Origin of the sequence: Serratia sp. NGAS9, assembly GCF_009905295.1 — a bacterium.
GTDB classification, from domain to species: domain Bacteria; phylum Pseudomonadota; class Gammaproteobacteria; order Enterobacterales; family Enterobacteriaceae; genus Serratia; species Serratia bockelmannii.
Genome location: NZ_CP047605.1, coordinates 1,165,211 through 1,188,957, shown reverse-complemented (window position 1 = coordinate 1,188,957; position 23,747 = coordinate 1,165,211). Strand labels below are relative to the sequence as shown.

Annotated in this window: 21 protein-coding genes; 10 read left to right on the top strand and 11 right to left on the bottom strand. The window is 61.0% G+C overall.

What is annotated here, in order from left to right; all coding sequences use genetic code 11:
* Positions 1-2 precede the first annotated feature (2 nt).
* From GUC32_RS05620 to GUC32_RS05605, 4 genes are all read right to left on the bottom strand, one after another.
* Positions 3-983: an MBL fold metallo-hydrolase gene (locus tag GUC32_RS05620; RefSeq protein WP_025301872.1), complete on the bottom strand. Its 981-nt coding sequence runs from the start codon at positions 981-983 to the stop codon at positions 3-5.
* 22 nt (positions 984-1,005) lie between these two features.
* Positions 1,006-2,436: a deoxyribodipyrimidine photo-lyase gene (phrB, locus tag GUC32_RS05615; RefSeq protein WP_369435601.1), complete on the bottom strand. Its 1,431-nt coding sequence runs from the start codon at positions 2,434-2,436 to the stop codon at positions 1,006-1,008.
* Between the two features lie 15 nt (positions 2,437-2,451).
* Positions 2,452-3,408, bottom strand: coding sequence for a DUF523 and DUF1722 domain-containing protein (locus GUC32_RS05610; protein ID WP_049208639.1), 957 nt, complete (start codon positions 3,406-3,408; stop codon positions 2,452-2,454).
* Positions 3,409-3,550: 142 nt separating this feature from the next.
* Positions 3,551-3,760 carry a YbfA family protein gene (locus GUC32_RS05605; protein ID WP_004939916.1) on the bottom strand — a complete coding sequence of 70 codons (210 nt, stop codon included), beginning with the start codon at positions 3,758-3,760 and terminating at the stop codon, positions 3,551-3,553.
* 441 nt (positions 3,761-4,201) lie between these two features.
* On the opposite strand from GUC32_RS05605, the gene GUC32_RS05600 reads away from it, so the two are divergent.
* From GUC32_RS05600 to kdpE, 6 genes are all read left to right on the top strand, one after another.
* A complete protein-coding gene (locus GUC32_RS05600) occupies positions 4,202-4,291 on the top strand; it encodes a K(+)-transporting ATPase subunit F (RefSeq protein WP_369435600.1) in 90 nt (29 codons plus the stop codon).
* On the top strand, positions 4,291-5,979 hold the full coding sequence (gene kdpA / locus GUC32_RS05595; RefSeq protein ID WP_099816694.1) for a potassium-transporting ATPase subunit KdpA: 1,689 nt from the start codon (positions 4,291-4,293) through the stop codon (positions 5,977-5,979). The genes GUC32_RS05600 and kdpA overlap by 1 nt, the downstream gene beginning before the upstream one ends.
* A 26-nt stretch (positions 5,980-6,005) precedes the next feature.
* Positions 6,006-8,075, top strand: a complete 2,070-nt coding sequence (gene kdpB / locus GUC32_RS05590) for a potassium-transporting ATPase subunit KdpB (RefSeq protein WP_060432596.1) — start codon at positions 6,006-6,008, stop codon at positions 8,073-8,075.
* Positions 8,076-8,093: 18 nt separating this feature from the next.
* Positions 8,094-8,663 (top strand): potassium-transporting ATPase subunit KdpC, encoded by a 570-nt coding sequence (gene kdpC / locus GUC32_RS05585; RefSeq protein WP_025301867.1) that lies wholly within the window; start codon positions 8,094-8,096, stop codon positions 8,661-8,663.
* 73 nt (positions 8,664-8,736) lie between these two features.
* A complete protein-coding gene (kdpD, locus tag GUC32_RS05580; protein ID WP_369435599.1) occupies positions 8,737-11,433 on the top strand; it encodes a two-component system sensor histidine kinase KdpD in 2,697 nt (898 codons plus the stop codon).
* Between the two features lie 16 nt (positions 11,434-11,449).
* A complete protein-coding gene (gene kdpE / locus GUC32_RS05575) occupies positions 11,450-12,139 on the top strand; it encodes a two-component system response regulator KdpE (protein ID WP_016928747.1) in 690 nt (229 codons plus the stop codon).
* Between the two features lie 27 nt (positions 12,140-12,166).
* On the opposite strand, the gene GUC32_RS05570 is transcribed toward kdpE, so the two are convergent.
* The 4 genes from GUC32_RS05570 to seqA form a co-directional block, all read right to left on the bottom strand.
* Complete coding sequence (locus tag GUC32_RS05570; protein WP_004939927.1) at positions 12,167-12,466, bottom strand: DUF3861 domain-containing protein; 300 nt, start codon at positions 12,464-12,466, stop codon at positions 12,167-12,169.
* The gene (locus tag GUC32_RS05565) at positions 12,466-13,107 is read right to left on the bottom strand and encodes a PadR family transcriptional regulator (RefSeq protein WP_025301865.1); all 642 of its coding nucleotides are present in this window, start codon (positions 13,105-13,107) and stop codon (positions 12,466-12,468) included. The genes GUC32_RS05570 and GUC32_RS05565 overlap by 1 nt, the downstream gene beginning before the upstream one ends.
* A 190-nt stretch (positions 13,108-13,297) precedes the next feature.
* Positions 13,298-14,941 carry a phosphoglucomutase (alpha-D-glucose-1,6-bisphosphate-dependent) gene (gene pgm / locus GUC32_RS05560; protein WP_016928750.1) on the bottom strand — a complete coding sequence of 548 codons (1,644 nt, stop codon included), beginning with the start codon at positions 14,939-14,941 and terminating at the stop codon, positions 13,298-13,300.
* Positions 14,942-15,018: 77 nt separating this feature from the next.
* On the bottom strand, positions 15,019-15,561 hold the full coding sequence (seqA, locus tag GUC32_RS05555) for a replication initiation negative regulator SeqA (protein ID WP_025301864.1): 543 nt from the start codon (positions 15,559-15,561) through the stop codon (positions 15,019-15,021).
* A 224-nt stretch (positions 15,562-15,785) separates the two neighbouring features.
* Between seqA and ybfF the strand changes: the two genes are divergently transcribed.
* The 4 genes from ybfF to fur all read left to right on the top strand — a co-directional run bounded on the left by ybfF (position 15,786) and on the right by fur (position 18,683).
* Positions 15,786-16,559, top strand: a complete 774-nt coding sequence (gene ybfF, locus GUC32_RS05550) for an esterase (RefSeq protein WP_025301863.1) — start codon at positions 15,786-15,788, stop codon at positions 16,557-16,559.
* A 256-nt stretch (positions 16,560-16,815) separates the two neighbouring features.
* On the top strand, positions 16,816-17,103 hold the full coding sequence (ybfE, locus tag GUC32_RS05545) for a LexA regulated protein (RefSeq protein WP_004939936.1): 288 nt from the start codon (positions 16,816-16,818) through the stop codon (positions 17,101-17,103).
* Between the two features lie 264 nt (positions 17,104-17,367).
* Positions 17,368-17,907 carry a flavodoxin FldA gene (gene fldA / locus GUC32_RS05540; protein ID WP_025301862.1) on the top strand — a complete coding sequence of 180 codons (540 nt, stop codon included), beginning with the start codon at positions 17,368-17,370 and terminating at the stop codon, positions 17,905-17,907.
* A 329-nt stretch (positions 17,908-18,236) separates the two neighbouring features.
* The gene (gene fur, locus GUC32_RS05535; protein WP_019454058.1) at positions 18,237-18,683 is read left to right on the top strand and encodes a ferric iron uptake transcriptional regulator; all 447 of its coding nucleotides are present in this window, start codon (positions 18,237-18,239) and stop codon (positions 18,681-18,683) included.
* Between the two features lie 246 nt (positions 18,684-18,929).
* Here fur and GUC32_RS05530 read toward each other — a convergent pair whose 3' ends face one another.
* The 3 genes from GUC32_RS05530 to GUC32_RS05520 are packed head-to-tail and all read right to left on the bottom strand — an operon-like array spanning position 18,930 to position 23,376.
* The gene (locus tag GUC32_RS05530) at positions 18,930-21,587 is read right to left on the bottom strand and encodes a beta-N-acetylhexosaminidase (RefSeq protein WP_369435598.1); all 2,658 of its coding nucleotides are present in this window, start codon (positions 21,585-21,587) and stop codon (positions 18,930-18,932) included.
* A gap of 13 nt (positions 21,588-21,600) precedes the next feature.
* The gene (chiQ, locus tag GUC32_RS05525) at positions 21,601-21,927 is read right to left on the bottom strand and encodes a ChiQ/YbfN family lipoprotein (RefSeq protein WP_025301860.1); all 327 of its coding nucleotides are present in this window, start codon (positions 21,925-21,927) and stop codon (positions 21,601-21,603) included.
* A gap of 45 nt (positions 21,928-21,972) precedes the next feature.
* A complete protein-coding gene (locus GUC32_RS05520; protein ID WP_148123189.1) occupies positions 21,973-23,376 on the bottom strand; it encodes an OprD family outer membrane porin in 1,404 nt (467 codons plus the stop codon).
* Between the last annotated feature and the right edge of the window lie 371 nt (positions 23,377-23,747).

Here is a 23,747-nt window from a genome sequence, read left to right as displayed (position 1 = left end):
AGTCAAAATGTCTGCCGGTCGCCCTGCGCCATCAGGATGAATTTCACGCCCAGATCGTTGCCCTGCGCCAGCTGCTGCGCAATGGCGGCGCGCGTGTCTTCGCCCTGCTTCAGGCTGGGCTTGATGTGGCTGATCACCACCGGCAGACCGTTCAGCGAACCTTCACCGCCGCTGTACTGCGTCAGGTTCTTCAACTCCTTCAGCAGCCAGGCCGGCGTCAAATGGCCGTACAGATGTTTATCCTCCATCCCATTGGGGTACGAGGTTTCGATAATCATGCCTTTGAGCTTTTTCTGCTCGACAAGCGGCCCCAGCGTGCGCCAGACGGTATCGAGATCGCGTGATTGCTCCACCTTATCCGGCCCGGTATCGCCGAAGTAGGCGAAGAACTCGCTGCCGTTGGAAATCAGCAGCATCGACGACGGGTAGCGATCGTGGCTAAGCGGGTACATCACGCCGGTCAACCCGGTCAGGCCGAGGGTAAAGCGCTGCTGCGGCCGCACCGTTTGCAGCCGGTAAGTGCCCAGCCGCGAACCGTTGCCGGCGTCGGTAAAGTTCGGCCAGGCCTTCCAGTTGAAGTAGTGATTACGCAGGGTCAGCACGGTGTCCGCCTGGGCGTAAACGGTTTTTTTATTGTCCTCGGGCGAGCCGACGATCAGCCCCGCCACGTGGTCCAGATGGCCATGGCTGATAAAGTAACTGCCGATCAACTGCCGGAACACATAGCCCTGCGGCGTGTAAGGCGCGGCCAGCTCGGGGGTCACCTGCGGGAAACTGCCCTTCTCCAACCCTTTGGCGATGCCTGGTAGCAGCGAGCCGGCGTCCAGCGCCACATACTGCGGCTGATTATCGCTGCGGATCAGATAAGAGGTCAGGTTGCCGTCGCTAACGCCGCCGTCGACGCCCAGCGCCACCACGTCAAAGCCGGCTATCGCCAGCGCCGAATAGCCGCTCAGGCACAGGGCCAGCACCTTTTTCATCATTGCGTCGCTCCTTGCAGTTGCCTCAAGACTTTCCCCGTTTCGCCGCCTCGAACGCCGCCAACGTCTCCATGCGGGCTTGTTTGTGATCGACGATCGGCAGCGGGTAGTTCAGCGTGCATCGCTGCTTTTCCGCCCAGCGATGGGGATGATGGATGTCATTGTCGGGCACATCCGCCAGTTCCGGCAACCATTTACGGATAAAAGTGCCTTGTGGATCAAAACGTTCACCCTGGGTGGTCGGGTTGAAGATGCGGAAATACGGCGCGGCGTCGGTGCCGGTGGAGGCCGCCCACTGCCAGCCGCCGTTGTTGGCCGCCAGATCCCCGTCCAGCAGTTGCGACATGAAATAGCGCTCCCCGGCGCGCCAGTCGATCAGCAGATCTTTCACCAGAAAACTGGCGCTGATCATGCGCAGCCGGTTGTGCATCCAGCCGGTGGCATTCAGTTGGCGCATGGCGGCATCGACGATCGGATAACCGGTTTCGCCCCGCTGCCAGGCCTGCAGCTTCGCCGCGTCATCGCACCAGCGCACCTTGTCCGTCCAGGCGATAAACGGCCGATGGCGACACAGCTCGGGATAGGCCACCAGCAGATGGCGGTAGAACTCGCGCCAAATCAGCTCGTTCAGCCAGGCGAAAGCGCCGCTCTCGCGATCTTCCAGCAGCTGCGGGCATTCGGCGCACAGGCGGTTGAAGCACTGGCGCGGCGACAGCGCACCGATCGCCAGATAGGGCGACAGGCTGCTGGTGCCGGCGATGGCGGGCAGATCGCGCTGCCGAAGGTAATCCTGCACCTGCTCACGACAAAAGGCGCGCAGCCGCTGCAGCGCGGCCTCCTCGCCGGCGGGATAGTCATCCCCAATTTCCGCCGCGGGATAATCGAACGCCGCCGGCGCCTCAGGCGCAGGCAACGCGCCATCGGCACGGATCTTCGGCGCCGGCAGGCAGCTCACGTCGGACTCGGTCAGGCGCTGAATAAAGGCGTTGCGAAACGGCGTATAAACCTTGTACATCTCGCCGCCGCCGGTGAGCACGCTGCCCGGCGGCAACAGCAGGCTGTCATCAAAACCGTGGCACGTTACCCGTCCATTCAACTGCTGCTCCAGCCGCACATCGCGTCGCCGTTCATTCAGTTCATACTGGCGGTTGTAAAACAGCGCATCTACCTGCTCTCGCTCGCAATAGTCCGCCAGCCAGTCGATCGACGCGGCAAAGTCCGCACAGACATGGCAATGCAGCGCAATGCCCTTTTGCGCCAGCGCCTGTTGCACCGCCTGCAGGCTGGCGTGGATCAGCGCCGCCTGCCGCGGCGCCATCTCATGTTGCCGCCACTGCTCCGGTGTGGCGATAAACACCGCCAGCACCCGGGCTTTCGGATCGCTGCAGGCGGCGTGCAGGGCTTTGTTGTCGGTGATACGCAGATCGTTACGCAACCAGACCAGATGCGTGGTCATAAAACTCCTTGTCAATCAATGGCCGTAACGCAAACGCAGCGCCTCCGGGTAAGGTTCGAAATAGCGTTGTTCCGCCAGATAGCGATCGGGGTATTCCGCCATGTAATGCTTGAGCAGCGCGATCGGCGCCAGCAGCGGCTGCATGCCCTGCCGGTAGCGATCGATCAGGTGCGCCAGCTCCTGGCGCTGCGCCGCGCTAAGCTGACGACGGAAGTAGCCCTGCACGTGCATTAACACGTTGGTGTGGTTGCGCCGCGTCGCTTTGTGCGCCAACAGCGCCATCAGGCGGCTGCGGTATTCCACGGCGAAGGCCTCCAGAGAGTCCCAACAGTGAATATCGGCGACGAAGCGCCCCAGCTCGCGGTACGCCGGCTGCGAATGCGCCAGCAGCGACAGCTTGTAGCGGCTGTGAAACGCGATCAGCCCGCCGCGGGTCAGCCCCTGACGCCACAGCATGTTCAACTCATACAGCGCGTACACTCGCTCGATAAAGTTTTCCCGCAGCGCCGCATCCTGCAATCGTCCATCTTCTTCCACCGGCAGCCACGGCATCTGACGCAGCAGCTCGGCGGTAAACAGCCCAACGCCGTTTTTACGCGAGTCCTTGCCGTTCTCGCTGTAGACCCGCACCCGTTCCAGGCCGCAGCTCGGCGACTTGGCGCAGACGATATAGCCGCACAGGTGCTGCAACGCGGCCACGCGCTGCGCGGAGAAACTGCGCATCTCCTCGGTCAGATCCACGCCGGCGTCGTTGCTGTAGCGCATCGCCGGCCACGGCTGCGCCTGTTTCACCAGGCGCAGCGCCGGGCGCGGCGTGGGCAGGCCGATCGCCATTTCCGGGCAAACGGGCTCAAAGCGCACATAGGGCGCCAACTGTTCCACCGCAAAAGCCAGCCGCTTGTGGCCACCGTCGAAACGCACCGCGTCGCCCAGTAAACAGGCGCTGATGCCGATAGGGATCTTGTCGCTCATACCGCTCTCCCATGTTGTTGACCGATGAGGAAAGTGTAGAAGAATGGCTTGCCAAATACGACCTTGCGCTTGATAGGGGTGGCCAGAGGCATAAAAAAACCCCCGCCACAGGGCGAGGGTTTTTTCGTGAATCGGCAGCGACTCAGTAGAAATCGCAGGACGCCAGTTCCGCCTGCTGCAGCCAGACCGGCTTATCGCTGGTTTTTGACCAGACGCGGTGCAGGTAGCTGTAAAAACGCCCGCGATCGCTGCGGAACAGCATCACCGGCAGGGCCAAAATGCCCGCGATAACCACTGCGCTGCGGCGCAGGAGAATCCGATGCAGTGAATAAGCGTGATAGGTCGTAGACATGCGAACCTCCTTAAAAACGCCTGCCGTTGATTTGTCAGGGAAAACGGCGTGGGCGTATCAAATGAACAATCGGTAATTTGGTAACTGAGCAAAATTTTAGCGCACTTGATGAAAGTTTACTACTCATCCGACCACTAAATCGCACAAAAAATCGCTAATCACCGCAGCGATTCGTAATTTTGTTACAGCCAGGTTAATTTTTAACTTATCATGGGTTACATTGTGGTTATTATCCGGTTCCTGCTTCCACGCCTCTGCCCTTGCTTATTCACTCATCAGGCGCAATCTCGCCGCCAACCTGCTGCTTGAAATGCTCAATTTCCGCTGAAATTTCAGCCATTTTTATACTTTTTTTACACCCGCCCGCGCGATTTTTTCATCTTCTTTCTACCCCGCTCCCTACACTGCCTCTATCAAAAACAACACCTCTGGAGGTGTCCCGTGAGTTTCAGCGTTATTGGTGGTGCGCTGTTGGTCCTGCTGCTGTTGTCCTATCTGGTCTACGCCCTGTTTAACGCGGAGGATTTCTGATGGCGGCTTCAGCCTTTTTACTGATCGCCAGTTTCCTGCTGGTGCTTCTGCTGCTGGCCCGGCCGCTGGGCGGTTTTATGGCGCGCCTGATCGAAGGTGAGCCGCTGCCTACGCTGCGCGGGGTGGAAGCCGGCGTCTGGCGCGCCTGCGGCATCCGCGCCACCGAGATGAACTGGTGGCAGTACGCGCTGGCGATCCTGGCGTTTAACCTGCTCGGCCTGGCGCTGCTGTTCGCCCTGCTGATGGCGCAGGGCTCGCTGCCGCTCAACCCGCAAGGCTTCCCGGGCCTCTCCTGGGATCTGGCACTCAACACCGCCGTCAGCTTCGTCACCAATACCAACTGGCAGGCCTACAGCGGTGAAAGCGCTCTCAGCTATTTCAGCCAGATGGCCGGGCTGGCGGTGCAGAACTTCGTCTCCGCCTCCACCGGCATCGCCGTGGCCTTTGCGCTGATCCGCGCCTTTACCCGCCGCGCCGGCAAGACCGTCGGCAACGCCTGGGCCGATCTGTTCCGCATCACGCTGTATGTGCTGCTGCCGATCGCGCTGCTGATCGCCCTGTTCTTCGTCAGCCAGGGCACGCTGCAAAACTTCCTGCCTTACCTGCACGTCACCACGCTCGAAGGTGCGCAGCAGACGCTGCCGATGGGGCCAGTGGCCTCGCAGGAAGCGATCAAGATGCTCGGCACCAACGGCGGCGGCTTCTTCGGCGCCAACTCAGCGCACCCGTTCGAGAACCCAACCGTGCTGACCAACTTCGTGCAGATGCTGGCCATCTTCCTGATCCCCTGCGCGCTGTGCTTCTCCTTCGGCCAGTTGGCCGGTGAAAACCGTCAGGGCCACGCGCTGATCTGGGCGATGGCGCTGATCTTCGTGGTGGCGGTGGTGGTGGTGATGGTCGCCGAGCTGGCGGGCAACCCGCACCTGAGCGCGCTGGGCGCCGACAGCAACATCAATATGGAAGGCAAAGAGTCGCGCTTTGGCATTCTCGCCACCAGCCTGTTCTCGGTGGTGACCACCGCCGCGTCCTGCGGGGCGGTCAACGCCATGCACGACTCCTTCACCGCGCTGGGCGGCATGGTACCGATGTGGCTGATGCAGATCGGTGAAGTGGTGTTCGGCGGCGTAGGCTCCGGCCTGTACGGCATGCTGCTGTTCGTACTGCTGACGGTATTTATCGCCGGCCTGATGATCGGCCGCACCCCGGAATATCTGGGCAAGAAAATCGACGTTTACGACATGAAGATGACCGCGCTGGCGATCCTGGTCACGCCGACGCTGGTGTTGCTGGGCAGCGCGCTGGCCATCGGCACCGACGCGGGCCGCGCCGGCATCCTCAACCCGGGCGCTCACGGCTTCAGCGAAGTGCTGTACGCCCTGTCCTCCGCCGCCAACAACAACGGCAGCGCCTTCGCCGGGTTGAGCGTCAATACGCCGTTCTACAACCTGCTGCTGGCCTTCGCCATGTTCGTCGGCCGCTTCGGGGTGATCCTGCCGGTGCTGGCGATCGCCGGTTCGCTGAGCGCCAAACAACGCCAGCCGGCGGGCAACGGCACCCTGCCGACCTATGGGCCGCTGTTTATCGGTCTGCTGATCGGCACCGTATTGCTGGTGGGTGCACTGACCTTCGTGCCGGCGCTGGCGCTAGGCCCGGTGGCCGAGCATTTGCAGCTTTGGTTGGCAAACTAACCGACGTCACAGAGAGAGAATAAGAGATGACTCGCAAACAACGCGCGCTGTTTGAACCGGCCCTGGTGCGCACCGCGCTGATCGATGCGGTGAAAAAACTGGACCCTCGCGTTCAATGGCGCAACCCGGTGATGTTCGTGGTGTATATCGGCAGCCTGCTGACCACCGCCATCTGGCTGGCGATCCTCGCCGGCCAAACCGACGGTGCCGCCGCCTTTACCGGCAGCGTCGCCCTGTGGTTGTGGTTCACCGTGCTGTTCGCCAACTTCGCCGAGGCGCTGGCCGAAGGCCGCAGCAAGGCCCAGGCGGAAAGCCTGAAAGGCACCAAGAAAACCAGCTGGGCGAAAAAGCTGGCCGGCCCGCGCCGCGACGGCGCCACGGAGAAAGTGGCCGCCGAAAGCCTGCGCAAAGGCGATATCGTACTGGTGGAAGCCGGCGATACCGTCCCGTGCGACGGCGAAGTGCTGGAAGGCGGCGCCTCGGTAGATGAAAGCGCCATCACCGGCGAATCCGCCCCGGTGATCCGCGAATCCGGCGGGGACTTCTCCTCGGTCACCGGCGGCACCCGCGTGCTGTCCGACTGGCTGGTGGTACAGTGCAGCGTCAACCCGGGGGAAACCTTCCTCGATCGCATGATCGCCATGGTGGAAGGCGCCAAGCGCCGCAAAACGCCGAACGAGATCGCGCTGACTATCCTGCTGGTGGCGCTGACCATCGTGTTCGTCCTGGCCACCGCCACCCTGTTCCCGTTCTCGCAATACAGCGTGGAAGCGGCCGGCAGCGGCAGCGTGGTCACCATCACCGTGCTGGTCGCCTTGCTGGTTTGCCTGATCCCCACCACCATCGGTGGCCTGCTGTCCGCCATCGGCGTGGCCGGGATGAGCCGCATGCTCGGCGCCAACGTGATCGCCACCAGCGGCCGCGCGGTGGAAGCCGCCGGCGACGTGGACGTGCTTCTGCTGGATAAAACCGGCACCATCACGCTGGGCAACCGCCAGGCTTCAGAGTTCCTGCCGGCGCCGGGCGTGAAAGAGCAAGAGCTGGCGGACGCCGCGCAGCTGGCCTCGCTGGCGGACGAAACGCCGGAAGGCCGCAGCATCGTGGTGTTGGCCAAACAGCGCTTCAACCTGCGCGAACGCGATCTGCAGGCGCTGAACGCCACCTTCGTGCCCTTCTCCGCCCAGACCCGCATGAGCGGCGTCAACGTGCAGGAGCGCATGATCCGTAAAGGCGCGGTGGACGCCATTCGCCGTCACGTCGAATCCAACCAGGGGCACTTCCCGCGGGCGGTGGACGATCTGGTGGAAAGCGTGGCGCGCACCGGCGGCACGCCGCTGGTGGTGGCGGAAGGCGCCCGAGTGCTGGGCGTGGTGGCGCTGAAAGATATCGTCAAGGGCGGCATCAAGGAACGCTTCAATGAGCTGCGCAAGATGGGCATCAAAACGGTGATGATCACCGGCGATAACCCACTGACCGCGGCGGCGATCGCCGCCGAAGCCGGGGTGGACGACTTCCTGTCGGAAGCCACGCCGGAAGCCAAGCTGGCGCTGATCCGCCAGTACCAGGCGGAAGGCCGCCTGGTGGCGATGACCGGCGACGGCACCAACGACGCCCCGGCGCTGGCGCAGGCCGATGTGGCGGTGGCGATGAACTCCGGCACCCAGGCCGCCAAAGAGGCGGGCAACATGGTCGATTTGGATTCCAACCCGACCAAGCTGATCGAAGTGGTACACATCGGCAAACAGATGCTGATGACGCGCGGCTCGCTGACCACCTTCAGCATCGCCAACGACGTGGCCAAATACTTCGCCATTATTCCGGCGGCGTTCGCGGCCACCTATCCGCAGCTGAACGCGCTGAACGTGATGCACCTGCACTCCCCTGCCTCCGCCATCATGTCGGCGGTGATCTTCAACGCCCTGGTGATCGTGTTCCTGATCCCGCTGGCGTTGAAAGGGGTGAGTTACAAACCGATGAGCGCCGCGGCCTTGCTGCGCCGCAACCTGTGGCTGTACGGGGTCGGCGGCCTGCTGGTGCCGTTCGTCGGCATCAAACTGATCGACCTGATCCTGGTCGCGCTGCACGTCGCCGGTTAACCATTGAGGGAAATGAACATGACGTATTTACGACCTGCGCTGGTGATGTTGATCCTGCTGACGCTGATCACCGGCATCGCCTATCCGCTGCTGACCACCGGGCTGGCGCAGCTGCTGTTTTCGGGCGCGGCCAACGGTTCGCTGCTGTACCAGGGCGACAAGGCGGTCGGCTCCGCACTGATCGGCCAGAACTTCACGCGCGCCGACTATTTCTGGGGCCGCCCATCGGCCACCGGCGATTCGGCCTATAATTCGCTGGCCTCCGCCGGCAGCAACCTGGCGGCCACCAACCCGGCGCTGGATAAGGCTATCGCCGAGCGCGCAGCGCAGCTGCGCCAGGCCAATCCTGCGATGAGCGGCCCGATCCCGGTCGATCTGCTGACCGCCTCCGGCAGTGGGTTGGATCCGCAGATCTCGATCGCCGCGGCGCGGTATCAGCTGGCGCGGGTCGCGGCGGCGCGTCATTTGCCGCCGGAACAGGTCGCCAAACTGATCGAAGACAACACCGATCGGGCCACGCCCAACTTCATGGGCGAATCGGTGGTGAACGTGCTGAAGCTGAACCTGGCGCTGGATGCGTTGAAGTAACGCGCCGTATTCAGCATAGTGATAGGGTTCGGCATGCCGAACCCCTTTTTGCTTGGTAACACAAGGAATTGTCATGGTCGAAGAAGAACAGCAGCGTCCCGATCCCGACAGCCTGCTGGCGCTGGCCAATGAAAAACCGCGCGGCCGGTTGAAGGTATTCTTCGGCGCCTGCGCCGGCGTCGGCAAGACCTACGCCATGCTGCAGGAGGCCCAGCGCTTGCGCGCTCAGGGGCTGGACGTGTTGGTCGGCGTGGTGGAAACCCACGGCCGCAGCGAGACCGCCGCCCTGCTCGACGGCCTGCCGCTGCTGCCGCAAAAGCGCATCCAGCATCGCGGGCGACTGGTGCATGAATTCGACCTCGACGCCGCGTTGGCGCGCCACCCGGCGCTGATCCTGATGGACGAACTGGCGCACAGCAACGCCCACGGTTCGCGCCACCCCAAACGCTGGCAGGATGTGGAAGAGCTGCTGGACGCCGGCATCGACGTGCTGACGACCGTCAACGTGCAACATTTGGAAAGTCTGAACGACGTGGTGGGCGGCGTGACTGGCGTGCGGGTGCGCGAAACGGTGCCCGACCACGTGTTTGACGAGGCCAGCGAAGTGGTGCTGGTCGATCTGCCGCCGGACGATCTGCGCCGACGGCTGCACGAAGGCAAAGTGTATATTCCCGGCCAAGCCGAGCGCGCCATCGAGCACTTCTTCCGCAAAGGTAACCTGATCGCCCTGCGCGAGCTGGCGCTGCGCCGCACCGCCGATCGGGTCGATGACCAGATGCGCGAATTTCGTGACACTCAGGGACGCGAGAAAGTGTGGCACACCCGCGACAGCATTCTGCTGTGCGTCGGCCACAATAGCGGCAACGAAAAGCTGGTGCGCATCGCCGCCCGGCTGGCGGCGCGGCTTGGCTGCCACTGGCATGCGGTCTACGTGGAAACCCCCAAGCTGCACCGGCTGCCGGAAAACCAGCGCCGCGCCATTCTGCGCGCGCTGCGGCTGGCGCAGGAACTGGGTGCCGAAACCGCTACCCTGGCCGATCCGTCCGAAGAGCGTGCGGTGCTGCGCTACGCCCGCGAGCATAACCTCGGCAAAATCATCATCGGCCGCCGCAGCGAGCAGCGCTGGAAGCTGCGCGGCAGCTTCGCCGATCGCCTCGGCCGGCTGGGCCCGGATCTCGATCTGGTGATCGTCGCGCTGGAGAGCGACGCCGCACCGCCGCCGCCAGGCAAGGAGCACGACGGCCGCAGCTTCAATGAGAAATGGCGCATGCAGCTGCGCGGCTGCGCGGTGGCGGTGGCGCTGTGCGCGCTGATCACCCTGCTCTCGCAGTGGCTGCTGCCGGGCTTCGATCAGGCCAACCTGGTGATGGTCTACCTGCTCGGCGTGGCGATCGTCGCACTGTTCTTCGGCCGCTGGCCATCGGTGCTGGCAGCGGTGATCAACGTCGCCAGTTTCGATCTGTTCTTCGTTCAGCCCGAATGGTCGTTCGCCGTCAGCGATATGCAGTATCTGCTGACCTTCGGCGTGATGCTCGCCGTCGGCATCATCATCGGCAACCTGACCGCCGGGGTGCGTTATCAGGCCCGGGTGGCGCGCTATCGCGAGCAGCGGGCGCGCCATCTGTACGAAATGTCGCGCGGGCTGAGCCGCGCGCTGACCGTGGCCGACATCGCCAACACCAGCCGTCATTTCCTCTCCAGCAGCTTCCAGGCGAAAACCGTGCTGCTGCTGCCGCAGGAAGGCGGCCGGCTGCAGCAAATGGTCGGCGAGGAGGGCGGGCTGCTGTCGGTAGACGAAGCCATCGCGCGCTGGAGTTTCGATAAAGGCTTGCCGGCCGGCGCCGGCACCGACACCCTGCCCGGCGTGCCTTACCAACTTCTACCGCTCAATACCCCCAAGCAGACCTTCGGCCTGTTGGCGATCGAGCCCAATAACCTGCGCCAGCTGATGGTGCCGGAACAGCAGCGGTTGCTGCAAACCTTCGCAGTGCTGATCGCCAGCGCGCTGGAACGACTGCACCTGGCGCGCAGCGCCGAAGAAGCCAAGCTGGACGCCGAACGCGAACAGCTGCGCAACTCGCTGCTGGCGGCGCTGTCGCACGATCTGCGCACGCCGCTGACGGTACTGTTCGGCCAGGCGGAAATCCTCACGCTGGACCTGGCGGCCGAAGGCTCCAATCACGCCACCCAGGCCAGCCAGATCCGCCAGCAGGTGCTGAGCACCACCCGGCTGGTGAACAACCTGCTGGATATGGCGCGCATCCAGTCCGGCGGTTTCAGCCTGCGCAAAGAGTGGCAGTCGCTGGAAGAGATCGTCGGCGCTTCGCTGCACATGCTGGAGCCGCTGCTCAGCCAGCATCCGATCGAGGTCGAGCTGCCGCCGGAACAGATCCTGGTCAACTGCGACGGTAGCCTGCTGGAACGGGTGTTCACCAACCTGTTGGAAAACGCCAATAAATACGCCGGCGCCGAGGCCACCATCGGCATTCGCGCCCGCACGCTGCCCGAGTGGCTGGAAGTCGAGGTCTGGGATAACGGCCCCGGCATCCCCGCCGATCAGCTGCAGCTAATTTTCGACAAGTTTTCACGCGGCAATAAAGAGTCGGCGATCCCCGGCGTCGGCTTGGGGTTAGCGATTTGTCGTGCCATTATTGAAGTGCATGACGGCCGCATCTGGGCGGAAAACGGCGCCAACGGCGGCGCCAGCTTCCGCTTCGTGCTGCCGCTGGAAAAACCGCCCGAGATCGACGGCGACGCCTTCGATCTGTAATCAACGCAGGGGAAACGTGAGCATAACGCCAACCAACATTCTGATTGTTGAAGATGAAAAAGAGATCCGCCGCTTCGTGCGCACCGCGCTGGAGAGCGAAGGTCTGCGGGTATTTGAAAGTGAAACGCTGCAGCGCGGGTTGATTGAAGCCGGCACGCGCAAACCGGATCTGATCATCCTGGATTTGGGCTTGCCGGACGGTGACGGGCTGAGCTACATCCGCGATCTGCGGCAGTGGAGCGCCATTCCGGTGATCGTGCTCTCGGCGCGCAACGCCGAAGAGGACAAGATCGCCGCGCTGGATGCCGGCGCCGACGACTACCTCAGCAAACCGTTCGGCATCGGCGAGCTGCTGGCGCGGGTGCGGGTCGCACTGCGCCGCCACTCAGCTAACCAACAGGAAAGCCCGCTGGTGAGCTTTTCGGCGATTACCGTCGATCTGGTGAATCGCCGGGTGCTGCGCAACGACGAAGATCTGCATCTGACGCCGATCGAGTTTCGCCTGCTGGCGGAGCTGCTGGCCAACGCCGGCAAGGTGATCACCCAACGCCAGCTGTTGAGCCACGTCTGGGGGCCGAACTACGTGGAGCACAGCCACTATCTGCGCATCTACATGGGCCATTTGCGGCAGAAGCTCGAAGCCGATCCGGCCCGGCCCAAACACCTGCTGACCGAAACCGGCGTCGGCTATCGCTTCATGCCTTAACCCCGGTGGGCGCGGTTTGCCGCGCCTTTACGCCGCCGGGCCCTTCTTCAATCCGACCATAAATTCCTTAAACGCCTCGCGCAGCGGAGCGAACACCGGGTGTTTGCGGTTTTCGATCATCACTTCGGAGAACAGCTTCAATCCTACGGCGAAGGCCGCGCTCTGCTCGGGGCCGAAGTTCAGATCGTCACGCGCCCGAATGCGCTCGACGATCTCGAGAATATCGTCGTGGTTGGTCACCTCAAAACTCAGCGGTGCTTTCTCGACGGGGTTGCCCTGGCGATCGCTCAGGGCTTCAACGGTAATGTTAAAACGGTGGCCGGGCATCAGTTCTTCTCCTGCTGCGTGGGTTGAATATGCATTTCGCTTTCGATCGCCGCCACGGCGGTCAGCAACGCGGCGTTGATGCGCTCCACCTGCTGCGGCGTGAGATCGGCGCGCATCACGTTGCCGCGCAGCAGGCTGCGCAGACGGTTCATGGCGTCGTAGATGCCTTCCGCCAGGTTGCCGTGCCGATGATGCTCGCGGCCGGCGCCCGCCAGGCGCGCCAGAATGACGTCAACCACCTGTTGATGCTTTTGCAGCTCGCCCTCGCCCGCCACGGTGATACGGTAGCTTTTGCGGCCGTTGCCGGTGGTGAGCGGCTCAAGGAAATCCTGTTCTTCCAGCAGCGTCAGCGTGGGGTAAATCACCCCCGGGCTCGGCACGTACAGGCCGGATGACGCTTCCTCGATCGCCTTGATCAATTCGTACCCGTGGCTGGGCTTGCGCGCCACCAACGCCAGCAACACCAGGCGCAGATCGCCGTGTTCGAACAGACGATGACGCCCGCCCCGGCCACCACGCCCACCTCGGCCGTGTTCTTCGCCTTCGCCGCCGAAGTGATGGCGCCCGCCGCGATGACGGCGGCCCTCTTCGCACTCATGATGGTGGTGGTGATGCCGGTGTAAACCTAATCGATGAAACATAAGGTGATACCTCGCTTAACAGTGAACATCAATACGAGGTTGTTTAGATATATCTAAACAGCGTCGATAGCGCTAATCTAGATCGATATATCTAAATGCGCAAGCACGTACCGTGAAAAAGATATATCTAAATTACAGGCATAAAAAAAGCGCTGTAAAAACAGCGCTTTTTATCCATCATGAAAAGCGATTACTTGGCGGAAGCCAGCACTTCGCTGACGATCTCGACCGCTTCGTGCTCAATCTTCTCGCGGTGTTCCGCCCCGAGGAAGCTCTCGCAGTAGATCTTGTAAGCCTCTTCAGTACCGGAAGGACGGGCCGCGAACCAGCCATTGTCAGTCATCACTTTCAAGCCGCCGATCGACGCGCCGTTGCCCGGCGCCGCGGTCAGACGTGCGGTGATCGGATCCCCGCCCAGCGTACTGGCCTTGACCATCTCCGGCGACAGTTTGGACAGCGCCGCTTTCTGCGCATGGGTTGCCGGCGCCTGGATGCGGTTGTAGCTCGGCGCGCCGAAGCGCTTGGCCAGATCGTCATAATGATGCTGCGGGTTCTCACCGGTTACCGCGGTGATTTCAGCCGCCAGCAGGCACATGATGATACCGTCTTTGTCGGTCGACCACGGCTGGCCGTTGAAGCGCAGGAACGAGGCCCCGGCGCTTTCTTCGCCGCCGAAGCCCAGGCTGCCGTCGAACAGGCCGTCCACGAACCACTTGAAGCCGACCGGCACTTCCACCAGCTTGCGCCCCAGGTCAGCCACCACGCGGTCGATCATCGCGCTGGATACCAGCGTTTTACCTACCGCCACATCGGCGCCCCACTGCGGGCGATGTTGGAACAGGTAGTTGATGGCTACCGCCAGATAGTGGTTCGGGTTCATCAGGCCCTTCGGCGTGACGATGCCGTGACGGTCGTAATCCGGATCGTTGGCGAACGCCAGATCGAATTTGTCGCGCAGCGCCAGCAGGCCGGCCATCGCCGACTCGGACGAGCAGTCCATGCGGATGATGCCGTCATGGTCCAGGTGCATAAAGCGGAAGGTCTGATCGATGGAGTCGTTCACCAGCGTCAGATCCAGCTTGTAGTGTTCCGCCACCCGCTGCCAATAGGCGATGCCGGAGCCGCCGAGCGGATCCACGCCCAGCTTCAGGCCGGCGCGTTGAATGGCCGGCATGTCGACCACGTCAACCAGGCCTTCGACATAAGGCTGCACCAGATCTTTGGCATGCAGGTGGCCGCTGTTCCAGGCCTTATCCAGCGACTGACGCTGAACGCCTTTCAACTGCTGCGCCAGCAGTTCGTTGGCGCGCTTCTCGATCACCGACGTCAGGTTGGTGTCAGCCGGGCCGCCGTTCGGCGGATTGTATTTGATGCCGCCATCTTCCGGTGGGTTATGGGACGGCGTAATGACGATGCCGTCGGCCTGAGCGCCGCCGCGGCGGTTGTGGCACAGAATGGCGTGCGATACCGCCGGCGTTGGCGTGAAGCCGTTGTTTTCCTGCACGATCACATCGACGCCGTTGGCGGTCAGCACTTCCAGTACGGAAATGAAGGCCGGCTCGGACAGTGCATGGGTGTCTTTGCCCACGTAGCACGGGCCGGTAGTGCCTTGCTGATGACGAACTTCGGCGATCGCCTGAGCGATGGCGAGGATGTGCGCTTCGTTGAAGCTGTGGCGCTGCGCGCTGCCGCGGTGGCCGGAGGTACCAAACTTCACCGCATGTGCGGCATTGCCGGCTTCCGGTTGCAGCACATAGTACTGCGACGTCAGCTGGGCTACGTTGATCAGATCGCTTTGGCGGGCGGGCTGCCCGGCACGTGGATTATTCGCCATCGACATATCTCCCTCATCCCTGTCGGTGACCGGGCAAATACGTCGCGCACGGCCATCATGACGGGCTGTTCGCTAAATTAGACGGTACCGCAAACTTTCTCGATCAGTTCCGCCGGGAACTGCATCGCCTGCATGATGTGTTCGATCATGCTGCGCTTGCGGCCGGTATTGGTATTGGTGATCACCCAGTAAGGGGTGCCCGGTACATGCTTCGGCTTGGTGTGCGTGCCGTTGGCCAGCAGAGTCTGCTGATCGCCGGCGAAATAGGTGCGGGTACGGCCGGTCAACGCCTCGGTAGCGGCGGCGAAACCGGCGGCATCGAGGGTGTACAGCGTGGACAGCACCAGCATGAAACGGTTGACCGCTTTGTTCTGCTCGGCGTATTCATCCGACAGCAGCAGTTCACGCACGGCGCGTACGCGATCGCGCGGACGCTGAGCCGGCACCGCTTTTTCCAGCTCGACGGACTGTGACGCACTGGCGGCAGGCAACGCGCGCACCGGTTGCCCGGCGGTGAATTTCAACATGCGGCGTAAAATATCGGACGCGCTTTCACCGATGTGTTGCGTGTGGCTGGCAATATAACGGTAAAGCTCTTCGTCGACTTCAATAGTTTTCATCTTTATCCAATACTGTTTTTTCTACTTAGAACCTGAAGCCAGATCCTGCATTCAAGCCATGGGATTATAAGGTTAAAAGCGCTGGGGCGAACACAACAATGTGCCTCCGGACGGCAAATGCAGACTAATACCTATAGCCGGCACTGCCAAGCCCGCGCCGCGAAAATTCCGCATGATTCATCGTGCGATTCAATCATGATACCCTAATCTGAATCTCTCTCAGTATGAACTTCGCCATGAAATTACATTATCAACTGCTGGCCGCCGAGTCAGACGCGCTGCCGGTGCTGCTGATCCACGGGCTATTCGGCAATCTGGACAACCTGGGCGTGCTGGCGCGCGATCTGCATAAACAGCACAGTGTGATCAAGGTCGATCTGCGCAACCACGGCCTCTCCCCGCGCGCCGACGACATGAACTACCCCGCCATGGCGCAGGATCTGCTGGCGCTGCTCGACGAACTGCAGCTGGAAAAAGCGATCGTCATCGGCCACTCGATGGGTGGCAAAGCGGCGATGGCGCTGACCGCCATCGCGCCCGAGCGCATCGCCAGGCTGATCGTCATCGACGTCGCGCCCGTGGATTACCAAACCCGCCGCCACGACGAGATCTTCGCCGCGCTGAAGGCCGTCAGCGCCGCCGGCATTACCCAGCGCCAGGCGGCTGCCCAACTGATGCGCGACTACCTGCAGGAAGAAGGCGTGATCCAGTTCCTGCTGAAGTCCTTCCATAACGGTGAATGGCGCTTCAACCTGCCGGTACTGATCGAACGCTACGCAGACATTACCGGCTGGCAGGAAGTCCCGGCCTGGCCGCATCCGACTCTGTTCATTCGCGGCGGCCTGTCGCCGTACGTGCAGGACAGCTACCGTGCGGATATCGCCCGCCAGTTCCCGCAGGCCCGCGCACACGTCGTCGCCGGCACCGGCCATTGGGTGCACGCCGAAAAACCGGAAGCGGTGCTGCGCGCCATCCACCGTTTCCTCGGCGAAGCCTGAAAAACGCACTCACCTGGCGAAAAAACGCGCTAAAGATAACGGCTTAGCGCGTTTAGCCCGCAGTTAGGCATTGTCGCCGCTCCATCTGCTGGGGTAATATGGCGCGCTATAATTTTGCCGCCGCGCCAGCGCGTTCGCGAACGCCGGTTCGGAGGTGAATTTGGGTTAGGGTTTATTGGCCCGAAGTGTGTTAACCGATGCCTCCGGAAGCGTGCGAGCGCTTTTTGATGCAAACTCCCTTGCAGTACCGCTACCTATGGCAAAAGAACAAACGGATCGCACGACGCTGGATCTGTTCGCAGATGAACGCCGTCCGGGGCGCCCGAAAACCAACCCGCTTTCCCGCGATGAACAGCTTAGAATCAATAAGCGCAATCAGTTACGGCGCGATAAAGTGCGTGGATTGCGACGCGTAGAGCTGAAAATCAACGCGGACGCGGTGGATGCCCTGAACAAACTGGCGGAACAGCGCAACATCAGCCGCAGCGAACTCATCGAGCAGATGCTGTTGGCACAACTGGCGGAAGAACAGCCGGAACATTGATCTCTTCGGCCGCACGCGCGGCGCGGCGTTAAGGACAACGCCGGATCGACCCCGCTTTTCTTCATTCTCCGGCATCGCATAAATGCGATAAAACCCCGGCGCCACTTTCTGGCATGATACGCATTTACCGGTAAGAGACTGCGCCTGTCGGCGCCCGCCCCGGAGGCGAAAGGCTCTTGCCATGGCATCATTTTAATCGGCGTCAGCGGCGGCAGTGCTGGCATCGAGTAATGCAATTACTTGAATTTAAAGGTTATACGCGATATGGCTACTGTAGGCATTTTCTTTGGCAGCGACACTGGCAATACCGAAAACATTGCCAAAATGATCCAGAAAATTCTCCAGAAACAGTTTGGCGACGACGTCTCTGAAGTGCATGACATCGCTAAAAGCAGCAAAGAAGACCTGGAAGGGTTCGATATCCTGCTGCTGGGTATCCCGACCTGGTACTACGGTGAAGCGCAGTGTGACTGGGATGATTTCTTCCCGACGCTGGAAGAAGTCGACTTCAACGGCAAACTGGTGGCGCTGTTCGGCTGCGGCGACCAGGAAGACTACGCGGAATACTTCTGTGACGCGATGGGCACCATCCGCGACATCATCGAACCGCGCGGCGCAGCCATCGTGGGCCACTGGCCGACCAAAGGCTACCACTTCGAGGCCTCCAAAGGCCTGGCGGACGACGATCACTTCATCGGTCTGGCGATCGACGAAGACCGTCAGCCGGAGCTGACCAACGAGCGCGTGGACGCTTGGGTCAAACAAATTGTCGAAGAGCTGAGCCTGGCCGATATTGTCGGCTAAACCCCGGCACTGGCGAAAGGTTGAACAAAGGCCCTGTAAAGTGCATAGTGTGCCGACAGGGCCGTCATCGGCAACAGGGATTGCTGCGATAGAAGCTACAGATTTGTAACTTCCCACCCCGTCACGGTAGACTGAGATATCGGTTTATCCCATCCATCAAGGCGTTGCATGCAAAACATGCAATAGTGCAATTATATCTTTGTTAACAACCGGCGGTTTCCATTTAGTACAACCGGTTCTATAATGAGACGCATTAACTCTTTGTGCCGACCGATGCCACAGGCGAGTACGCCTCAACTTGATTAGCATAGTAACAGGACTGAATTCGCATGACCGACAACAACATCGCATTGAAGAAGGCCGGCTTAAAAGTCACGCTTCCGCGACTCAAAATCCTGGAAGTACTGCAAAATCCGGAATGCCATCACGTCAGTGCGGAAGATTTGTACAAAAAACTGATTGATATGGGCGAAGAGATCGGGCTGGCAACGGTTTATCGCGTACTGAACCAGTTTGACGATGCGGGCATTGTGACACGTCACAATTTCGAAGGCGGCAAGTCCGTGTTCGAGCTGACCCAACAGCATCACCACGATCACCTGATTTGCCTGGACTGCGGCAAAGTGATCGAATTCAGCGACGAATCCATCGAAGTGCGCCAGCGTGATATCGCCAAGCAGCACGGTATCAAGCTCACCAACCACAGCCTGTACCTGTACGGCCACTGTGAAACCGGTGACTGCCGCGAAGACGAAACGCTGCACGACAAGAAGTAAGCCCTGACCGGCTATGAAAAACCGCCTCACACCGAGGCGGTTTTTTTATGCCCGCCGTACAGCAGACAAAAAAATCCCCGGACAAGCCGGGGGAAAATCATGTCATGAAATATCACAATTGCAGCGGCACAGCGACTCCACGTACTACTCTCACTACAACGTCCGCCCTACGCCGACACGCGTGGGCGAACGCATTCCCCCTTCGTTATACGGCCGCCGCCAGGGCAGCGGGCCGTTGCACCGGGCTTAGACCTTCTCGGCGCGGCTGTAGCGTTTGCCGTCCGGGCTGACTGAACGCACCTGCACGTCACCGGAGATCGCCGGCTTGGCCTTGGCGTCATAGCGCTGCCACTGCTTGCCACCGTCGGTGGAGTACTCGATGCCCAACCCCGGCAGCGCGATATTCGCCTCCAGCTTGCCGCCCGCTACGCGTGCGCCCGGCACCGGCAGACGGTAAGCGACGCCGCCCTTGTCCAGCTTGGCCAGTTCACGCTGGCCCAGGATATTGGCAAAGCGCAGCCAGTCTTTCTCCAGCGTCTTGGTATCGACAAAGTGGGTTTCCCCGCCTTTGTATTCGCGGCCGGCGCGATAGTCCTGCTCCCAACCGGCGCGGTGCCAGGCACGTTCTGCCACCGAGAGCGCGCGTGGGAAGATCATGTATTCCATCTGCGGGTCGGTGCGCTGGGTTTCGCTCCACAGCTGAGCGGACAGCCCGTAGGCGCCCGGCCACGGCTTGTCGCTCTTGGCGTTGAAGTGGTTGCCGTCTCGGTCAACCGAGGTTTCCGCGTTCTGCGGCATGTTGTCCGGCGCGAAGCTGAACACCTTGCGTTCGTCGCTGAAGCGGGTACCCCAGTAGTAACCGCGCTCGTCCGGGTTCACCTCGTAAGGGAAGTCCATATAGACGTAGTCCGGGTTGGAGACCACCACTTCATACCCTTTATTGGCCCAGTCGTTGACACTGTCGAAACCGCCCCAGTACAGGGTGTCCCAGAAGTTGACGCCCACGCGCGAGGTGGCGAACGCCTTCGAACTCTCGGCGTCTTTCAGGCCGTCTTGCCAGGCCTGCATTCTGTCGATGCCGTGCGCTTTCACCAACTTGCTGACCTCTTGGCCAAAGTAGCTCGGCAGGTGCTCCATGTCGGCCACCTTGCCCTCTTTGATCATCGTCTGGCAAACCTGCGACTTGGCCCACGGCTTATCTTCGTTGCTCTGATCGATGATGCCTTTGCCCGGCTCCGGTTTCGCCTTGTCGGTATAGCCGGCGCCCAGGCGAATGTTTTTCGCTTCGTCGCCGCCGAAGTGCCAGGTCTTGATCGGCTGGCCGGCCTCTTTATGCATCTGGGCGATCTCGCCGATCACCTTGTCGACAAAGCGCTGGGAAGAGTCCAGGCACGGGTTCAGGTAGCTCTGGCGGTTAAAGAACTGCACGGAGGTGGTGTTGGAGGTATCGGTCGGATCCACCAGGCGGAATTCGTTGGCCTCCTGCTCTTTCCCGGCGGCATGCAGCTTTTTATAGCGCGCTTCCATCGAGACCACCGCGGCGCGGGCGTGTGCCGGCATGTCGATCTCCGGGATCACCTCAATCTGGCGCGCCTGAGCGTATTTGATGATGTCGATATAGTCCTGACGGCTGAAGAAGCCGCCGTAGACGTCCGGCCCCTGGCCGTACTGCGGCAGCAGGCAGGTGGTTTCGCTCAGATCGTGGCAGCGCTGGCCGCCGACTTCCGTCAGCTCCGGCAAACCGGGGATCTCGATGCGCCAGCCTTCGTCATCGCTCAGGTGGAAGTGGAATTTGTTGAGCTTGTAGGCCGCCATCTGATCCAGCAGGCGCAGCACCGCATCCTTCTTATGGAAGTTGCGCGCCACGTCGAGGAAAATGCCGCGATACTGGAAGCGCGGCGCGTCGCTGGCGTCCAGCGTGGCGATCTTGCCGCTGCCGTCGCTCGGCACTAACGACAGGATCGACTGCAGCCCGTAGAACACCCCGGCCTGATCGAAGCCGATCACCCGCGCCTCTTTCTTGCCAATTTTCAGCTCATAGGCACCCGGCACCGCCATCGCGCCTTTAAATTTGCCCGGCTGGATGTCGGTTTTGATCGGGTAACCGTTGGCCTGAACCGGCACGCCCAGCAGCGCGAAGCGCTGGTTGACGACGTCCGCCGCCGGCTTAACCAGCGTGCTCAGATCCGGCGATACCCCTTTGCGCAGATCGACGTCCTGCGCGTGAACCTTCACCTGCATCGGCGTCGGCACGATCTGGCCGCGCAGCGCACCGGCAGGCAGCGTCTGCAGATCGGCATTGCTGACAAAGCGCGAAGCCGGCGTCATCAGAATGTTTTTGTCGTCCTTGGTGCGCTTCCACTGGTCGCCGGTGAACGGCGCCACAAACTGATCCAGGTTTTCGGTGTCGGTATTCGCCAGCATTTTCGGCTTAGCGTCGCCGGAGGTGGCATACCAGCGCGGCAGGAAGTCGTTTCTGAACAGCTGCCAATATTCGGCGACCACCGGGATTTCCACCGCCTTACCGGCCGGGAAGCCGCTGAATTTGGCGGTCGGCTCCAGCTTGTACAGATCGCCGGTGAGGTGAGCGATCTTGAACTGGTCGTTGTCTACCCGCAGGGTCTGGCGCGGGCTGTGGAAATAGATGACCCAGTCTTTGCCGTCGATCGCCTGGCCGTCGTTGCTGAGGGTGAACAACACCCGGTTGCAAGAGGCCCAGTCAGCGCCCAGCGCCGCGCAATCCACGCCGTTTTCGCCGGCGCGGTTATCCAGCATTTTCACGTTCAGCTTCAGCTGGCTAAGCTGATCCACCAGCTGTTGATCGGCCATGGCGCTCCCCATGCCGCCCAGGAATCCCATCGTTGCCGTCAAGGCGGCAAGCGCGCTCAGTTTGAATGCGTTCATCTTCTTATCCTTCTTAATTATTGTTATCGCGAATTTCTTGCCACAGCTTGCCGCACTTGGCGTCGTAAGCCTGACCGTTACCGCTGTGCACCGCCATAATGCAGTTCTGATAATCCATCACCCGCACCGTTTCCTGCGCGGCGAACTGCTGGTGCTGCTTCTCTTGTTTCAGCACGTTCAGCACCGCCTTACAGGGCTGCAGACGCTCCGGCGAGCCTTCGGCAGTGTTGATGCAGGCGCTGTAAGCCTGCTTCAACTTGGCGTCTTCCGGCGGCGCGGTGGGTTGCGCGCAGGCGCTCAGGGCCGCAGCGGCCGCCAACATCAGCATGATTTTTTTCATCGTTGAATTCCCTTAACTGCCCCGGCGGCGAGGCCGGGGAACGCATCAGAAGATGGTGAATGGCGCGATGACCATGAACTTGACGTCTTTCTCGTCCTGGAAGATGTTGCCGTAACCGCCGCCCCAGCTAGGAATGTTGGTGTGGTTGTCATACTGGGTGTAATGCAGCTTGAGCAGCGTGCCCTTGGCGCGCCCTTCCTGGATGGTATACATCGCGTCCAGGCTCCAGGCGCTCTCTTTCAGGCGCTGGCTCTGATCGTAGATCGGGTTGGTGCTCGGCTTGGCGTCCCAGGCGTAAACGTAAGAGCCGCCGACCGCCATGCCCGGCAGGTTCCAGTTGCTGAGGTCATACATCACGCCGGCATACACCGCTTTTTCGCCGTTGGCGTTAAAGTCGGAGCGGTTATCCCACCACACGTCCAGGCGACCGTTTGACGAGGCGTAGGTCGGGGTCATACGTTGCAGGAAGAAGCCCTGATTGCCTTCCGCCTTGACCATGGTGCCTTCCAGACGCCAGTTGAACTGGCCGGTGGTGTAACCGAAGGTCAACGCCTGCAGCCAGGCCAGGCCGTCGTAGATGCTGTTCGGATCGTTCTTGTTGCTGATGCGGTCTTCCGCGCCATAGAACTGGTAACTGGTGGTCAGCGGGTTGCCCAGCAGATCGAATTTGTAAGACGCCTTGGTGAAGTACTGATTCACGTACCCCTGGGCCTGGCCGTAAGCGGCTTCCAGCACCAGATCGTTTTTGAAATCGTACTTGGCGCCCAGCGAGTGCAGGTAGGAGACGCGGGTTTTCTTGTCGTTCTGACGGAAGTCATCCACCTCGATATGCCACGGCGCTTTGTATTTGTCGGCCCACATGTAGGAGAAGCTCAACGCGCCGGCATCGCCGTAGTCGAACTTGGCACCGGCTTCAGCCCCCTGATAGGTGCCCGGCATAAAGCTCCAGTGCGGCGCCAGCAGGGTTTGGCCGCTCGGCTGAATGTAACCGGCGCGCGCCCAGACCGGGCCGTATTTGAATTTAGCGGCGGCTTTGTACAGGCTGACGCCACCTTTGTCACCGGAATAGTCTTCGTCGTAGGTACGGTTTTTAGAGGAGAACGCGATCTCGTTCGGGTGGCCGCTGGCGCTGGATTCCGCCAGCTCGATGGCGGTAAAGGCGCCGACGTCCAGACCGAACATGTCCCAGGCGTAGCCCGACGCGAAATCCAGGCTCAGGTTGGCGGTGGAGTGCGACAGGTTGGTGGTGTATTGGTTGTAATCCTTGCTGTCCGGATTGAGATCTTTACGGTCGCGCTCACGTTGCCAGTAATAAATACCGCCGGTCAGCGTGGAATCATCGATAAACCCTGCGGCTTTCGCCTCAGGCGCCATGGCAAACCCTGTTCCCAACAGCGCGCCCGCGACTGCGAGCGCCAGCGTTTTACGCTGAGCACCGTGCGTACCCATAGTGAAATTCCTCTTTGACTTAACTTAAAAGTTGCAGCCGCCTGTGTTCACCACTGCCCTGCACGACTGCCAATAAAAAACCCGAACGGGTAAAAAATATTGCCGACGAGATGTTATTCCCACAGCACTAATTGCTACAGACAGACTATTTTTCGCGACGCGAATTATCAAATGAAAAATGCGGAAGATTTGTCAAAGTATGACAAGGAGCACATATCAGTGATATTTTGTTACGCCGGCGATCATGGAAGGTGTCGAATAAAAAATTCAATTAAATCAGAATAAATTGAGATACAAGGTCAACCAGAGACGATTAATGGTTTCAGCCTGACTAAATTCGTCAGGCAGACGATAAAAATTGAGAGCGCTCT

Coding starts and splice junctions, on each gene's coding strand:
- GUC32_RS05565 (WP_025301865.1), bottom strand. CDS start 13,107: ATGTTTCATCGATTAGGTTTACACCGGCATCACCACCACCATCATGAG.
- kdpD (WP_369435599.1), top strand. CDS start 8,737: ATGGTCGAAGAAGAACAGCAGCGTCCCGATCCCGACAGCCTGCTGGCG.
- ybfE (WP_004939936.1), top strand. CDS start 16,816: ATGGCAAAAGAACAAACGGATCGCACGACGCTGGATCTGTTCGCAGAT.
- pgm (WP_016928750.1), bottom strand. CDS start 14,941: ATGGCGAATAATCCACGTGCCGGGCAGCCCGCCCGCCAAAGCGATCTG.
- kdpA (WP_099816694.1), top strand. CDS start 4,291: ATGGCGGCTTCAGCCTTTTTACTGATCGCCAGTTTCCTGCTGGTGCTT.
- GUC32_RS05610 (WP_049208639.1), bottom strand. CDS start 3,408: ATGAGCGACAAGATCCCTATCGGCATCAGCGCCTGTTTACTGGGCGAC.
- kdpC (WP_025301867.1), top strand. CDS start 8,094: ATGACGTATTTACGACCTGCGCTGGTGATGTTGATCCTGCTGACGCTG.
- GUC32_RS05620 (WP_025301872.1), bottom strand. CDS start 983: ATGATGAAAAAGGTGCTGGCCCTGTGCCTGAGCGGCTATTCGGCGCTG.
- GUC32_RS05520 (WP_148123189.1), bottom strand. CDS start 23,376: ATGGGTACGCACGGTGCTCAGCGTAAAACGCTGGCGCTCGCAGTCGCG.
- fur (WP_019454058.1), top strand. CDS start 18,237: ATGACCGACAACAACATCGCATTGAAGAAGGCCGGCTTAAAAGTCACG.
- kdpB (WP_060432596.1), top strand. CDS start 6,006: ATGACTCGCAAACAACGCGCGCTGTTTGAACCGGCCCTGGTGCGCACC.
- phrB (WP_369435601.1), bottom strand. CDS start 2,436: ATGACCACGCATCTGGTCTGGTTGCGTAACGATCTGCGTATCACCGAC.
- GUC32_RS05530 (WP_369435598.1), bottom strand. CDS start 21,587: ATGAACGCATTCAAACTGAGCGCGCTTGCCGCCTTGACGGCAACGATG.
- GUC32_RS05605 (WP_004939916.1), bottom strand. CDS start 3,760: ATGTCTACGACCTATCACGCTTATTCACTGCATCGGATTCTCCTGCGC.
- chiQ (WP_025301860.1), bottom strand. CDS start 21,927: ATGAAAAAAATCATGCTGATGTTGGCGGCCGCTGCGGCCCTGAGCGCC.
- ybfF (WP_025301863.1), top strand. CDS start 15,786: ATGAACTTCGCCATGAAATTACATTATCAACTGCTGGCCGCCGAGTCA.
- fldA (WP_025301862.1), top strand. CDS start 17,368: ATGGCTACTGTAGGCATTTTCTTTGGCAGCGACACTGGCAATACCGAA.
- GUC32_RS05570 (WP_004939927.1), bottom strand. CDS start 12,466: ATGCCCGGCCACCGTTTTAACATTACCGTTGAAGCCCTGAGCGATCGC.
- seqA (WP_025301864.1), bottom strand. CDS start 15,561: ATGAAAACTATTGAAGTCGACGAAGAGCTTTACCGTTATATTGCCAGC.